12 protein-coding genes are annotated in these 14,612 nt (G+C 57.5%); 1 reads left to right on the top strand and 11 read right to left on the bottom strand.

The features are described from left to right. Positions 1–5: 5 nt before the first annotated feature. Together DWX75_RS08715 and dapF are read right to left on the bottom strand one after the other, a co-directional pair. Complete coding sequence (locus DWX75_RS08715; RefSeq protein ID WP_199497569.1) at positions 6–884, bottom strand: YicC/YloC family endoribonuclease; 879 nt, start codon at positions 882–884, stop codon at positions 6–8. Positions 885–919: 35 nt separating this feature from the next. Beyond that, entirely contained in the window at positions 920–1,759 is an 840-nt protein-coding gene (gene dapF, locus DWX75_RS08710) for a diaminopimelate epimerase (RefSeq protein WP_118015941.1), read from the bottom strand. Positions 1,760–1,978: 219 nt separating this feature from the next. On the opposite strand from dapF, the gene DWX75_RS08705 reads away from it, so the two are divergent. Beyond that, positions 1,979–3,745 carry an NFACT family protein gene (locus DWX75_RS08705; protein WP_118015940.1) on the top strand — a complete coding sequence of 589 codons (1,767 nt, stop codon included), beginning with the start codon at positions 1,979–1,981 and terminating at the stop codon, positions 3,743–3,745. A gap of 78 nt (positions 3,746–3,823) precedes the next feature. On the opposite strand, the gene DWX75_RS08700 is transcribed toward DWX75_RS08705, so the two are convergent. The 9 genes from DWX75_RS08700 to DWX75_RS08660 all read right to left on the bottom strand — a co-directional run bounded on the left by DWX75_RS08700 (position 3,824) and on the right by DWX75_RS08660 (position 14,610). After that, positions 3,824–4,837: an ABC transporter substrate-binding protein gene (locus DWX75_RS08700; RefSeq protein WP_118015939.1), complete on the bottom strand. Its 1,014-nt coding sequence runs from the start codon at positions 4,835–4,837 to the stop codon at positions 3,824–3,826. A gap of 26 nt (positions 4,838–4,863) precedes the next feature. Continuing rightward, the gene (locus tag DWX75_RS08695) at positions 4,864–5,865 is read right to left on the bottom strand and encodes a zinc-binding dehydrogenase (protein WP_118015938.1); all 1,002 of its coding nucleotides are present in this window, start codon (positions 5,863–5,865) and stop codon (positions 4,864–4,866) included. 22 nt (positions 5,866–5,887) lie between these two features. After that, entirely contained in the window at positions 5,888–6,649 is a 762-nt protein-coding gene (locus tag DWX75_RS08690; protein ID WP_199497568.1) for an SDR family NAD(P)-dependent oxidoreductase, read from the bottom strand. 25 nt (positions 6,650–6,674) lie between these two features. After that, a complete protein-coding gene (gene hisD, locus DWX75_RS08685) occupies positions 6,675–7,940 on the bottom strand; it encodes a histidinol dehydrogenase (RefSeq protein ID WP_118015936.1) in 1,266 nt (421 codons plus the stop codon). 105 nt (positions 7,941–8,045) lie between these two features. Further along, entirely contained in the window at positions 8,046–8,615 is a 570-nt protein-coding gene (locus DWX75_RS08680; protein ID WP_118015935.1) for a HutD family protein, read from the bottom strand. A gap of 4 nt (positions 8,616–8,619) precedes the next feature. Then, positions 8,620–9,882 carry an imidazolonepropionase gene (gene hutI, locus DWX75_RS08675; RefSeq protein WP_118015934.1) on the bottom strand — a complete coding sequence of 421 codons (1,263 nt, stop codon included), beginning with the start codon at positions 9,880–9,882 and terminating at the stop codon, positions 8,620–8,622. Positions 9,883–9,956: 74 nt separating this feature from the next. Next, positions 9,957–11,960 carry a urocanate hydratase gene (locus tag DWX75_RS08670; RefSeq protein WP_199497567.1) on the bottom strand — a complete coding sequence of 668 codons (2,004 nt, stop codon included), beginning with the start codon at positions 11,958–11,960 and terminating at the stop codon, positions 9,957–9,959. A 53-nt stretch (positions 11,961–12,013) separates the two neighbouring features. Continuing rightward, entirely contained in the window at positions 12,014–13,351 is a 1,338-nt protein-coding gene (locus DWX75_RS08665) for an amidohydrolase family protein (RefSeq protein WP_199497566.1), read from the bottom strand. Continuing rightward, positions 13,348–14,610: a M20 family metallo-hydrolase gene (locus DWX75_RS08660; protein WP_118015932.1), complete on the bottom strand. Its 1,263-nt coding sequence runs from the start codon at positions 14,608–14,610 to the stop codon at positions 13,348–13,350. The genes DWX75_RS08665 and DWX75_RS08660 overlap by 4 nt, the downstream gene beginning before the upstream one ends. Positions 14,611–14,612: the final 2 nt, after the last annotated feature.

Genomic DNA, 14,612 nt, shown 5'->3' with positions numbered 1-14,612 from the left:
TCCCGTCATTCTATGTTCTGCACCTGTTCGCGCAGTTTCTCGATCTCGCTCTTCATATCGACGACGAGCTGCGCGGCCTCCATGCAGTTGGCCTTGGAGGCAATGGTGTTCGTCTCCCGGTTCATCTCCTGGATCAGGAAATCCAGCTTGCGGCCGACCGGCCCCTGCGCCTGACTGACAATGGCGCGGAACTGGCTGAAATGGCTGCCGAGGCGGACAACCTCCTCGGTGTAGTTGACCTTGTCCGCATAGATGGCCGTCTCCTGGATGAGCCGCGTCTCATCGGGCTCACGGGAGCCCAAGAGCTCCTTTATCGTTTCCTGCAGGCGCTGCCGGTACGAGGCGACGATGGAAGGCGCGAGCTCGCGCAGGCGCGTGACACACGCCGCAAGCCTGTCGATGCGCGCGAGGAAGTCCTGCTCGATATGGCGGCCTTCCGCCTGCCGCATCGCGTCAAACTGCCGAAGGGCCTCGGAAAGCGCCTCCCGGAGCGGTCCCTCCACGCCCGTGAGCTCCTGTGTCTCCTCCATGCGGATGACGTCAGGGTACGAGGCGATATCCATGATCTCGTCGGGACGCGCGAGGTGCAAAAAATCGCTGAGGTCGTCAAGCGCCTGATGATACGCGAGCGCGAGGTCCTTGTCGACCCGGATGGAACGGCTCTGCGGACGCTTGTCCTCGCACGTCAGGAACACGTCGACCTTGCCGCGCGCAACGACGTCGCGGATCTGCCGGCGCATCATGTCCTCATAGGGATAGAGCGGATGCACCATGTGGAACGACGTCTCGAGGAACCGCTGGTTCACCGCCTTGACCTCGATGGAGATCTTATAGGACTCATCTTCCCGCAGGGCCGCGCCGAATCCTGTCATGCTCTTCAACATAAAACCATCTCTTCTCTGCTGCAATCGGACGCGTCTCAGCGCTTTGGCAGTTCGCCCGTGAAGACGAGCTCCGCGGGACCCGTCATGAATACGTGATTGCTTGCCTCATCCCACTCGACATGCAGTGTGCCGCCGTCGAGCTGGACCTCGACGCTGCGGTCCGTCCGGCCCGTCAGCACGCCGGCGACAGCCGTCGCACACGAGCCCGTGCCGCAGGCCAGCGTCACCGCCGCGCCGCGCTCCCAGACGCGCATGCGCACATGCCCGCGGTCCTTGACCTCGACGAATTCCGTATTCGTCTTGCGCGGGAAGGCCGGATGATGCTCAAACGAAGAACCGAGCTCATGGATGGGGAAGCCTTCGGCATCATCGACGTAGATGACGCAGTGCGGATTGCCCATCGAGACGCAGGTCATCGCGTAATCCTTGCCGTTAACGGTCAGCTTCTCGTTGACGACGTGACGGCGGCAAAAGCCCTTGACCGGGATCTCGTCGCCCTCGAGGATGGGCTCGCCCATATCGACGCGCACGCCGGATACGGTATCCCCCTCAAAGATCAGGCGCGGCACGAGCACGCCCGCGCCCGTCTCGACCGTGAATTCCTTCTTGTCCGTCAGATGGGAATCGTAAAGATAGCGCGCAAAGCAGCGGATGCCGTTGCCGCACATCTCCGCCTCGCTGCCATCCGTATTGAAGATGCGCATGCGGAAGTCCGCCTTGACCGAAGGCTCCACGACGAGGATGCCGTCGGCGCCGACGCCGTAATGGCGGTCACAGACCTCCTGGGCAAATGCCGCGTAATCGGCCACCTTATCCTGCAGGCAGTTAATCAGCACGAAATCGTTGCCGCAGCCCTGCCATTTCGAAAACTTCATGAGAAGTACCTCCTCACAATTTTTATGTCAATCTTTATCTCTTTATTCTACCTGTTTTGGCCACTTGTTGCAAGTTTTCTTCGCTAAATGGCGAAATTTCGCCGATTTTCCGCGTTTTTGCGCCTCAGAAGCGGGCAGGAAGACAGACTGCCTTGAGTTGCCCGCAGTGCAATGCTATAATTTTCCTATATAAATATAGTAAGAAACGAGGATCGTATCATGAGTCTTGATGGATTTTCCATGCACCCGCTCGTGCAGGAGCTCGACCGAGCCCTGACCGGCGGCCGCATCGATAAGATTACCCAACCGAACAAACAGTCGATCATCCTGTCCGTGCGCCAGCCCGGCAGGAATCACCTGCTCCACATCTCCATACAGCCGCAGAATCCCTCGGCGCACCTGCTCGCGAAGAATCTCGAGAACCCGCCGGAGCCTCCGGTCTTCTGCATGGTCCTGCGCAAGCAGCTCGAGACGGGCCGCATCGCGGGCATCCGCCAGCACGGGCTCGACCGCCTGCTGCTCATCGACGTGGATTCTCTCGCCGCCGGCGGCCGCATCGTCACGAAGACGCTCGTACTCGAGCTCATGGGCAAGTACAGCAACATCATCCTCGTGCAGGACGGCCTCATCCTCGACGCCCTGCGCAAGATTGGCAACAACAACAGCCGCGTCCGCACGGTGCTGCCGGGACAGGCCTACGAGCTGCCGCCCGGCCAGGACAAGCTCGATCTCTTCACCGACGACCTCACGGCCATCCTCGCGCGCATCCGCACGGCCGAGGGGCCGCGCCTCGACAAAGCCCTGCTCGCCGCCTGCATGGGCTTCGGGCCCGTATCGGCAAAGGAAGTCTGCTTCTCGGCCGGCCTCGCCCCCTCCGTGCACCTCGATGCACTCGACGACGCCGATTTCGCCGCCATCCGCGAGGCGCTCGAGGAGCTGCGCGCGGCCGCGACGAAGGAACCCGCTGAGCCGGCCCTCCTCATCGACCCGAACCAGAAGGTGCTCGCGATGGCCTCGTTCCCGCTCCACTACCTGCCGGATGCCGTCAGCCTCACCTTCCCGACGATCAGCGCGATGCTCGAGAAGGCCGACCAGCTTTTAGGCTCCTACGTGCTGCCCGACAAGGACCGCTTCCGCAAGCTCGTCAAGAACGAGAAGAACCGCGCCGAGAACAAGCTCGTAAAGCTCGACGAGGAAATCAGCGAGGCCGAGAACGCCGAGGAATACAAGGTGCGCGGCGACAACCTCATGACGTACCAGTATCAGTTCAAGGACCGCGAAGACGCCGAGATCGAGGTGCCGAACATCTACAGCGAGACGGGCGAGACAATCCGGATCCCGCTCGACCAGCGCCTGACGCTCGTGCAGAACATGCAGGCCTGCTACAAGAAATACGACAAGCTCAAGCGCGCCCAGGAACTCCTGCGCGTGCAGCGCCGCGAATGCGAGGAGAACATCGCCTACCTCGAGAGCATCGAGGCCTCGCTGCTCGCCTCCTCGAGTCTTGCCGAAATCGCCGAGATCCACAACGAGCTCATCGCCGCCGGCTACCTGCGCGAGAAGCCCAAGAAAAAGAACAACGACAAGCCGGCCCGCCCCTTCCATTTCCAGGCGCCGGATGGCACTTCCATCCTCGTCGGCAAGAACAACTATCAGAACGACAAGCTGACGTTCCAGACCGCCCGCTTCAACGATACCTGGTTCCACACGAAGGACATCCCGGGCTCCCACGTCATCCTGCAAAACGGCGGCCTTGAGCCCAGCGAGGACGACATCCTGCTCGCCGCCAGTCTCGCCGCCCATTTCAGCAAGGCCCGCGGCTCCTCGAAGATCCCCGTCGATTACACCGAGGTCCGCTATGTCAAGAAGCCGTCCGGCAGCAAGCCCGGCTTCGTCATCTTCACAAATCAGAAGACGCTCTACATCACCCCCGACGAAAAGGAGCTCGCCGCCATCCTGAGCCAGGATCCGGCAGCCATCTCATAATCAGATGAAGATATGCAAACACCTCCGCCAGACAAGAGCGGAGGTGTTTTTTGAATGTCGCAGCCTAAGCCATTTCTGTCACTTACCGAGCGCCTGATAATATGCAGGGTCTACAATATCCTTGCCTTCTACCGGTTCCTGCGTGATCTTCATCTTCAGCCACAAATCGGACATTTTCTGGGCAATATCTGCCATTTTACCACTTACCAGATAATCCTTTGTCATATCTTCATCAAAGTACTGGATATTCTTCATTTCTTCCTTGAATTCATCCGGCGTCATTCCCTGGCTCTCAGCGCAAATCGGGATTGCCTCATCCGGATGGTCCTTGATATACTGCACGGCACGGAACCAGGCACGAATGATTCCCTGTACCGTCTTCGGATACTTCTCGGCGAAATCACGGCGGAATGCCAGCGAATCGACAATCAGACCAGGATACTCTTTACTGGTTACCAGTGTCTTGCCGAAATCCGTATGATTGGCCTTGGAAAGCCATGGTTCCCAAGTAACGGCAGCATCCACCTGTCCGCCGACAAAAGCGGAGCCGGCGTCCCCGGCGGACATGCTCTTGACATCAAAATCCTTCATGGAAAGGCCTTTCTCCGCCAGCATCGTATTGAACCAGAAAAGCGAAGCACCTCCTGTCGTTTCCAGCGCGATGGTCTTGCCTTTCAGGGACTCCAATGAATCGTAAGCATTCTTTACCACCACGCCATCAGCACCGTTAGAATTGCACAAGGGCTGCACGGCTACCAAATCAAGGCCGGCGGACTTGTCAATCACCTCGGTATCCAGTGTTTCCGCCGTTCCCTGCAGACTTTCCGAACGCATGGCATTGGCAATATCGCTGGTCGATTCGATGGTACGCATCTCCAAGTCAACGCCTTCCTCTTTGGCGAAGCCTTTTTCCACCGCCAGGTGCAGCGGCGCATACCCAATCCACGTGGCACTGCCCAAGATTACTTTGCCGGAATAAAGACCATCTTCCGTCTGATCGTTCTCCGCTTTCTGCGTACCGCCACAGCCGACAGCCAGTAAACTGCCAATGAGCAAAAGTGTAGTCATGACATATGGTATTCTGCGCATCATAGAAAGCCCTCCTTTATCATCTATCGTCAGATATCTCTTTCCTTGCTGCCACAAAACAGCACCTTGATTGCCGCCGTTTCCGGAGCAGACAACAAGGAAAAAGCTTCCCGACAGGCTTCCAGGGGAAAAATCTTTGAAATCAAAGGCCGGACATCCAGCCTTTTTTCGGCCAGCAAATGAATGGCTTGCTGCAAATGCTTTCGCTTGTAAGCATTGCAGCCAATCAGATGCAATTGGGAACCAACCAGTTCATTCATATCAAATACAACATCCTGCTCAAATACACTGACCACCAAAAGCGTCCCATTCGGCTTGGTCCGTCGCAGGGCCGCGGTGAAAGCACCTGTATTCCCGGCTGCTTCAATCACTTTGTCATAGCGGCATTCGTCCTGTGCGGATTCGACCTGCGCCCCCAGGCGGACCGCTTGCCGACATCGTGTCGGGGAACGCTCCGTCACCGTGATGCGTGAAACGCCATATACGGCCTTTGCCACCAGGATCGTCAGCAGGCCAATAGCGCCGCAACCGATGATATGCAGAGAATCGGCCGCCCGAAGCTCTCCCTGTTCACAAATGTTCAGGGCTACAGCCAAGGGCTCGGCCAAGGCCAGAGACGGGAGATCATCCGTTTCCGGGACATGGAGCAATGCCACTTCCGGCAAGGTAATCCACTCAGCAAAACATCCCGGTGCGACTTCACCGATATAGCCTAAATGGGAACAAGTCTGAAAATCACCATTTTGGCAGCTCAAGCAATGGCCGCATGGCACCATGGGATTGGCGGTGACCAGCTCACCCGTCTGAAAGGAAGCAACGCCTTCACCAACAGCTTCAATCCGGCCGATGAATTCATGTCCCATCGTTTCCGGCACATACTCCGTAAACATCCCTTTGCGATACCGATGCAAGTCCGAGCCGCAGATACCGGCATAAAGGACACGTACAAGCACGTCTTTTCCCTGGCAAGCAGGCTTGGGAATCTCTTCGCAGCGAACATCGCCACTGCCGTAAAATCGCACTGCTTTCATGCTGTACCTCCTTCCCTCCGATTCAACCAGCCAACCAGCCGCCATCTACCCGGATGGTTTCCCCCGTGATGTAATCGCTCGCTGCCGAAGCCAGGAACAAGATAGCTCCCGCCAGATCCTCATTCGTTCCCCAGCGCGCCAGGGGAATCCGGCTCTCAATCCAGGCCCGGTGCTGCGGGTCATCGTAAAAAGCCTGCGTCATCGGCGTGATGAAATAGCCCGGAGCAAGGCAGTTGACCTGGATGCCATAGGCACCGAGTTCCAGGGCCATCGTCTTGGTCAGCTGTACGACGCCGCCCTTGGTGGCACAGTAGACACTCGATTGCCGCAAGCCAAGGAAACTGCCCAAAGAACCAATATTAATGATCTTGCCGCCGCCAGTCTGCTTCATGCATTTGGCAACGGCCTGGCTCATAAAGAAAGTGCCCTTCAGATTGACCGCCATGATCTTGTCGTACGTATCCCGCGTCACCTCCGTGAAATCAGCAACCTGTTCATACCCTGCGTTATTGACCAGTACATCGATGGTTCCACCGTGCCCCATTACAAAAGAAACCGCTGCCTCGATGGAGTCAGGAGACGTCACATCCAGCAGTACAGCCTCGGCCTCTCCGCCCGCTGCGCGCAACGCTCCGGCAATCTTCTCAAGCTGAGGCGGATGCCTGCCCGCCAGGAAAACACGGCTGCCAGCCGCTGCAAACGTTTGGGCATACCCTAGGCCCAAGCCGCGTCCTGCGCCGGTAATCAAAACGTTTTTCCCGGATACGTCAAATAAATTCTTCATCTCCATTCCTCCTTTCCCGGACGAATCACTTTTCCAGGCGCAAGGCCACGGACAGGCGGTGCGCGTCTAGGCCTTCCACCGCTGCAAACTTCATGCATGCGGGAGCCATGGCCTCACAGGCTTCTTTGGTGATGATCTGATGAAACGGTGTTTTCAGGAATGTCCCGACCCAGACGCCATTGGCATATCGTGCGGTATGCATGGTCGGCAGGGTATGATTCGGGCCGGAGACGAAATCGCCGAAAGCCACCGGCGCATATGAGCCAATAAACATGGAACCATAATGCAGCAGCTTTTTCGCCACATCCGTTGCATGCGCAACCTGCACTTCCAGATGTTCCGGGGCAATCTGATTGGTGATATCAATGGCCTCCTGCAGACTGTCTGCCAGATAAATGGAGCCATTGTCGGCCCAGGCCTGAGCGGCCACGTCTTTGGTCGACAACTGCGGCAGCAGGACCTGCAATTCGTTCTGTACGGGTTCTATGAGCTGACGGTCCGTTGTCACCAGCATCGGCTTGGCATTGGGGTCGTGTTCTGCCTGTGCCAGCAAATCGATTGCCACAAAACGGGGATTGGCTGTATGATCAGCCAGTACCAGGACTTCGCTGGGGCCGGCCAGGCTGTCAATGCCAACATCTCCCAGCACCTGGCGTTTCGCCTCGGTCACGAACCGATTCCCCGGTCCGACAATCAAATCGACATGAGGGACGGTCTCTGTTCCATAAGCCAGTGCCGCGATTGCCTGAGCACCACCTATGCAGAAAATCTCATCGGCACCGGCAATGTCCATGGCAACCAGAACAGCCGGATGGATAGAGCCTACGCCACGAAAAGCCGGAGAACATGCCACAACCTGCCGAACGCCAGCCACCTTGGCCGTGATGATGCCCATGAGCGCCGAGCTCGGCAGCGGATGACGGCCGGCTGGTACATAACAGCCGCAACGCTCTACCGGAACCATCCGATGTCCCAGCGTCAGACCGGGGATCCGGCCCGGGATATCCAGGTCTTTCAGGCAGGTTTTCTGCTGTTCTGCAAAGAAACGAATTTGCGCTGCCGCATAACGAATGGCGTCCAACGTCTCCGCATCAATCTTTTGATAGGCAGCCCGGACCTCTTCCGCCGGGATCTTGACGCTCTTCATCGTGACGTGGTCAAATTGCTCCGCATACGACAATAAAGCAGCATCGCCTTCCCTCTTCACACGCTCAATGATATCCGCCACTGTCTTGGTCAGATTGGCATCCCGTTCATAAGTCTTCTTTTCTGCATGCTTGATGATTTCCATGGCAACTGCCCCCTTTGAAAAATGTTGAAAAATAAGAAAAGCCGCCTCGCAAGAGGCAGCTCATCCTTGAGACTGTTGATTTTCGATTTGGAAAACGACGATAGTTCAATGAATCGCCACATGAATGATTGGCGCGGCCTGCTGAGGCTCATCCGCCTCGATGCAAATCTCATCGGCCTGCCAGAGGCAGATCAGCATCCCTGGCGATATGGTCAAATCCTCTCCTCCTGTCTTCAGGTGAAAGGTGCCGCGATACGCGTAATAAAAATCCAGGCTGGCCCCTGTCTGCTGGCAGGGATACGCCGCAAGGGCTTGCAGGATGACCGAAAAGGGTGCATCTTTATGCCACATGACATTGAAATCCTGGCATTCCCCTTCGCTCACGGTGCGGGCCCCGCCGTCGAAGACATCCGTCTGAAAGGGAGAAAGACAGATCTCCGGCCCTTCATCATGCGTGAGATGGATCGTCCCATCGAGCGGCATGAGGGCGCGATGATAAGCGGGCAGGGACGTAAAAACGGAGCGTTTTGTTTCTACCGCGGCGGAGCTCAGGCGCAGCAGAAAATCCCTGGCTGCATAATCGGCCTGTCCGCCGGCAATGTAGAGTTCGCGCGTCTGCCCTCCTGACCAGGAGGTGACGCGTTGTTCCTCCGGCAGAATGATACGGTATTTCATCGAATCACTTCCTTTGGCTGACCAGCTGGCCGTCCTTGAATACACGATCCGCCAGATTCAGGCCGGTTGCATACGACAGATAGCGGTAATCAGGCGCCTGCAGGAGGACAAGATCCGCGCGCTTGCCTGGCTCGATGCTGCCGCATTCTCCAGCACGGCCGACGGCAGCGGCTGCATTCAAGGTGGCTGCCGTAAGGGCTTCGGCCGCCGTCATGTGCATCGCGATGACAGCCAGGCCGAAGACGAGCGGCAGCGAATACGTATAGCAGCTGCCCGGATTGTAATCGCTGGCAAGCGCTACGGCAGCCCCCGCATCAATGAGTCTTCTCGCCGGTGCATAGGGCTTCCGCATGCAAAACGCCGTTGCCGGCAGCAGGACAGCCACCGTGGAGCTCGCTGCCAGTTTCCGGATGCCTGCATCGCTGACGGAGAGCAGATGATCGGCCGATACCGCCCCCAGTTCACAGGCAAGTTCCGCACCGCCGAGCGAACTCATCTCATCGGCATGGAGTTTCAATGCCAGGCCGTGCTTTTTCGCTGCGGTAAGAATTTTCCTGCTTTGTGCCAGAGAAAAGACACCTGTTTCGCAAAACACATCGACGAAATCAGCAAGATGCTCCGCGGCGACCTGCGGCAGGACCATGTGAACAATAAAGTCGACATAGTCGTCTGGATGATCACGGAACTCCGGCGGCACGGCATGTGCCCCGAGATACGTGGGAATCACCGTGGTCGGCAGTTCATTGTCCAACTGGCGCAGGACATGCAGCAAACGTAGTTCTGTATCATGATCCAGACCATAGCCGCTCTTCCCCTCTACGGTCGTGACGCCCATGGCGAGCATGGCCCGCAGGACACGCCGGCCATGTTCCATCAGTTCTGCTTCACTTGCCTGACGTGTTTTTTCCATCGTGGCAACAATCCCGCCACCACGCTGCAACAGCGTCAGATAGGGTACACCGGCCAGGCGGTCATCGAATTCCTCCGCGCGGGCACCGGCAAACAGGAAATGCGTATGAGGATCGACGAACCCCGGAACTGCACACTGGCCGCTGCCGTCAAGCATCTCACAGCCTGCCAGATCCCCCGCAGCCCGGGCTTTCGCCACGACCTCATCATCGCGGCCAGCGGCGCGAATGATGCCGTCTTCCATCCAGACGGCTGCATCCGCAGCGAGCAGGAGCTTGTTCATCGCCTGCCCATGGCAGGCTTCCTTTCCCTGGGGCGTAGCCAATTGCGCCAAATGACGAATGATCTTGCTGGACAAAAGAATCCCTCCTTTTCAGCACCTCTCAGCACGCCCGGCAGAGACGCACATGCCATGCTCCTCTTACCGCAGCCTTACGATTTCGGTTTTGCGAAACAGCCTGCCACTGCTTTTTTGACGAGCGCTTCATCCGCCAGGCATGGTTCCGTGATATGCGCGGAGTCTGCATAATCTTCATTGAACTTTTTGACCGTCTCGATGGAATGCGCATTGCGCGCCCAGCTGCGGCGGGCAACACCGCCCATGACATCCCAGAGCAGAGCACTCTTGATGATGCGGTCCACGCGCTCGCTGCCATCCAGGACCAGGCCAAAGCCACCGTTGATGGCCTTGCCGATGCCGACACCGCCGCCATTGTGCAGCGCGCAGAGGCTCATGCCGCGCGCCGCATTGCCGGCGAAACACTGGACAGCCATATCCGCCATGACGTTGCTGCCATCCTTGATGTTCGCCGTCTCGCGGAACGGCGAGTCCGTGCCGGAAACATCGTGATGATCGCGGCCCATCATCACCGGGCCGATCTTCCCTTCCCGCACCAGCTCGTTGAATTTCAAGGCAATGCGGATACGGCCTTCTGCATCCTGATACAGGATTCTCGCCTGCGTGCCGACCACGAGATGATTCTTCTCGGCATCGCGGATCCAGTTGTAATTGTCGCGGTCCTGGTAGCGGCGGTTCGGATCAATGCAGCTCATCGCTGCCTGGTCTGTGGCGATGAGATCTTCCGGCTTGCCCGAAAGGCATACCCAGCGGAACGGACCATAACCATAATCAAAGAGCTGCGGTCCCATGATATCCTCGACATACGACGGCAGGATGAAGCCGTCCTTATCGTCAATGCCGTTCTTGGAAAGTTCCTTGACGCCGGCATCATAGACGGCTTTCAGGAAGGAATTGCCATAATCAAAGAAGTACGTCCCCTTATCCACGCAGGCCTTGATGAGCTCATACTGATGGCGGAGGCTCTTGTTGACCAGCTCAATAAAATGCGGCCGGTCCTTCGCCAGCATCTCCGTGCGATCCGCAAAGCTCAGGCCCTGCGGGCAGTAGCCGCCATCGTAGGCAGCATGGCAGGACGTCTGATCACTCATGAGATCGACGTGGATATCATGCTCAACGATGTATTCAAGCAGATCGACGATATTGCCGTGATACGCGATGGAAACAGCCGTCTTGGCTGCCAGGTGCTTATCGGCAGACGCAAAAACCGCATCCAGGTCATTGTAGCATTCCTTCACCCAGCCCTGATCCAGACGGGTCTGTATCCTCGACTGATCCACTTCGGCAATGATGCCCACAGCGTGAGCAATCTCGGCGGCCTTCGGCTGTGCACCGCTCATGCCGCCCAAGCCGGAGCTGACGAAAAGACGGCCGGCCAGATTGCCGTCCTCCGGAATCCCCAGATGCAGACGGCCGGCGTTCAAGAGCGTATTGTAGGTGCCATGAACGATGCCCTGCGGGCCAATGTACATCCAGCCGCCAGCCGTCATCTGCCCGTAATTGGCCACGCCCATTTCTTCGGCAATCTCCCAGTCCTTCTGGTTGTCGAATTCACCAACCATCAGCGCATTCGTGATGATGACGCGCGGGGAATCCGGCTTTGACGGAAAGAGCCCCAGGGGGTTGCCCGATTCCACGACCAGCGTCTGATGATCCGTCATGACCTCCAGATACTTCTTGATCAGCCGATACTGCAGCCAATCGTGGCAGACACTGCCCGTTTCACCATACGTGACCAGCTCATACGGATACAGGCCGACTTCAAAATCCAGATTGTTGTCAATCATCACCTGGAATGCCTTGCCCTCCAGGCAGTTGCCCTTGTATTCCTCGATGGGCTTGCCATAGATGCGCCCTGCCGGGCGGAAGCGATAGGCATAGATGCGGCCATACGTCGTAAGTTCCTTGAGGAATTCCGGGATCAACGCCTCGTGCAGGCTGGGATCCACGTAACGCAGTGCATTCTTTAAGGCCGTTTCCGTCTGTGCCGGCGACAGATGAAACCCACGGGAAGGAGCGCGGCGAATCCCCGGGACAAATTCCGGCATGGGCGGAAGTTCTTTTTCTGGTGCAATCATAAACGGTTCATTCTTCATCATTACCATCTCCAGTTCTGATCAACGATACAGGCTCATCCCATATCTGCAGATTCCAGATGCTCCATCGTCGTGCGGATCCTTGCCAGCAGTTCTTCTTCATCAATCTTTACGAAGCGACCGTCTTTGACCGTATCCTCTCCGTTGACGACGACACGCTCTATGGCCGTCGGCTGCAGGGAATAGATCAGATTCGGCAGGAACTGATTGCCTTTGCTCAGCGGCTGCATGGAAAGATCATCGAGGTAAATTCCCACGAAGTCGGCAGCCTTGCCTGCAGCAATTTCGCCGACCGGCAGGTCAAGGGCCTTCGCGCCATTCGTCGTTCCCATCTGCATCGCATCGTGATAATTCACACATAAGGCGTCGAGCGTGCTGGCCTTTTGCAGGATGGCTGCCATGCGCATTTCTTCAAAGACGCTGTTGCGATTATTGCCGCAGGCGCCGTCACTGCCCAGAGCCACCGGTACGCCAGCTGCCAGGAAAGCTGGCAGATTGGTGATGCCATCGGCCAAGAACATATTGCTCGACGGGCAGTAAATCAGATGTCCCCCCTTGGCGCCGAGTACCCGGATTTCCTCCGGCTCCAGCCAGACGCCATGGATGATGCTCATATGCTCATTTACCACCCCGAGTTTATCGAGGAAACGCAGCGGCGTCGTGCCATACGTTTTTTTGACCTGTTCCACCTCAAAGCGTTCTTCCGAAACGTGAATATGAAAAGGCGTATGGTATTTCAGAGCCAGCGAGCATCCCGCCTCGACCATCTCCGGCGAAGCCGCATGCAGGCTGTGGGGAGCCGGAATGACTTTTGTCATGCCGCCCGGATACTTTTTCATCAGCAACTCGGTATGGTGCGAAGCATCCGAGACGGTCTCGACGTAGCCGGCTGGCGCTCCATCCCAGTCATACATCGTGCGGGCCAGCACGAGGCGAATGCCGAGATCCCTCGCGGCCCGGATCACGGCCTCATCTCCTTCCATGCCGTCATTGTGCAGGTAGAAGAAATCACAGACGGTCGTGGCACCGCATTTCATCATCTCGGCAAAGGAGAACAATGCTCCTGTATAGATATCGATGGGCCGCAGTCTTGGCGAATATTTGTAGAGGGACTCATCCCGCCACTCCAGGAAGGGACGGTCGGCGGCAATGCCGCGCAAAAGGCTCTGGAAACTGTGATTGTGTGCATTGACGGTTCCCGGCACCAGGGCCAGGTGTTCCCAGTATTCCGGCATGGCCTCGGGATTTTCCTGCTCGGCTTTCCGTGCAGGGCTCACCTCCTTGATCGTGCCATCTTCTACGACAACCGCCATGTTCTTCTGGGGTTTCCCCTGGGTAAAACAGATTGACGGCTCAATCAATCGCATCATCATTCCAGCCTCCTGTCCAACAGCAATACACTTTCGAGCAGATTTTGCGCCGCAGCGTCAATCGCGTCAGGCTCTGCCTGTTCCTGCGGGCAATGACTGTATCCGTTCACGGTGGAAACAAACAGCATGCCGGCCCTGGTGAGGCGTGCCATGTTGGCGGCATCGTGTCCGGCCATGCTCACAAGCTCACGCCGCGGCTCACCGATTTTTTCCGCACCGTCCAGCAATGCCTGGATGATGACGGGCGACATCGGCATTTCCGGCTGGTCGAGGTTGAGCTGCTGCGTGATCGTCACCTGGCGCTTCGTTGCAATGCGCTGAATCTCACGCGTCAAATAGGCAAGAGCCTGCTGACGATGCTCGGGATTCGCCGTTCGCAGATCCAGCGTAAGCTCCACCTGCCCCGGTATGATATTTGAGGCATTGGGCGCCACCTTGACGCGCCCCACCGTCGCGGCCACATCCTGCCACTCGGGCTGACGGATGATATCTTCTACGGCCAGTTCGACCTCAGCGGCTGCCGTCAGGGCATCGCGCCTGTCCTTGTACCGCGTTGTTCCCGCATGATTGGCTTCTCCTTCCACCGTGATAATCTCGCGGTAAATGCCTGTGATGCAGCTGACGGTTGCGACCTTCTCACCGGCATCATAGAGCCGGCGTCCCTGCTCAATGTGGCATTCGATGAATCCCGCCAGGGAATCGGGTGCCAGACGGGCATGTGCCGCCACCTGATGGATATCGCCTCCCATGCGCTCTATTGCGTTTGCCAGCGGCTCTCCCGTCACGCGATGCTTCAGCTGCATGAGATCCGGTTCGGTCAAGCGGCCGCAAAGGACTTTTGAGCCAAGCGTGGAAACCGAGAAATCATTGGGTTCTTCGCCCGTAAACGAAATCAGGGACAAGGGATGGTGCAGCGGGACGTCATGTTCGCGCAGCGTCTCGAGGACTTCGGTGGCCATGAGGACACCCAACGCGCCATCGTAAGCACCACCATTCGGCACGGTATCATGATGCGAGCCCAAGACCAGCGGCTTGCCCTTGCCGCGCGTGTGGGGATCTTCTACCCAAAGGTTTGCAATGGCATCGCGTCTTACGTCCAGCCCCATCTGTTCCCAGAGCTGCTGCAGCCAGGACCTGGCTTCGCTATCGGCAGGACTCCCGAGCTGTCGGTCAATCCCGCCCTGCGCATTCGCACCGATTTTCGATAAATCAGCCAAACGTTGCAGCAAGCGTTCGGCCTGAATCTTACAAGTTATATCCATAG

Source organism: Mitsuokella sp. AF21-1AC, from assembly GCF_003458855.1.
Lineage (GTDB): Bacteria > Bacillota > Negativicutes > Selenomonadales > Selenomonadaceae > Mitsuokella.
Note: the sequence above shows the minus strand (reverse complement) of the source record. Positions and strands in the feature narration are given on the sequence as shown.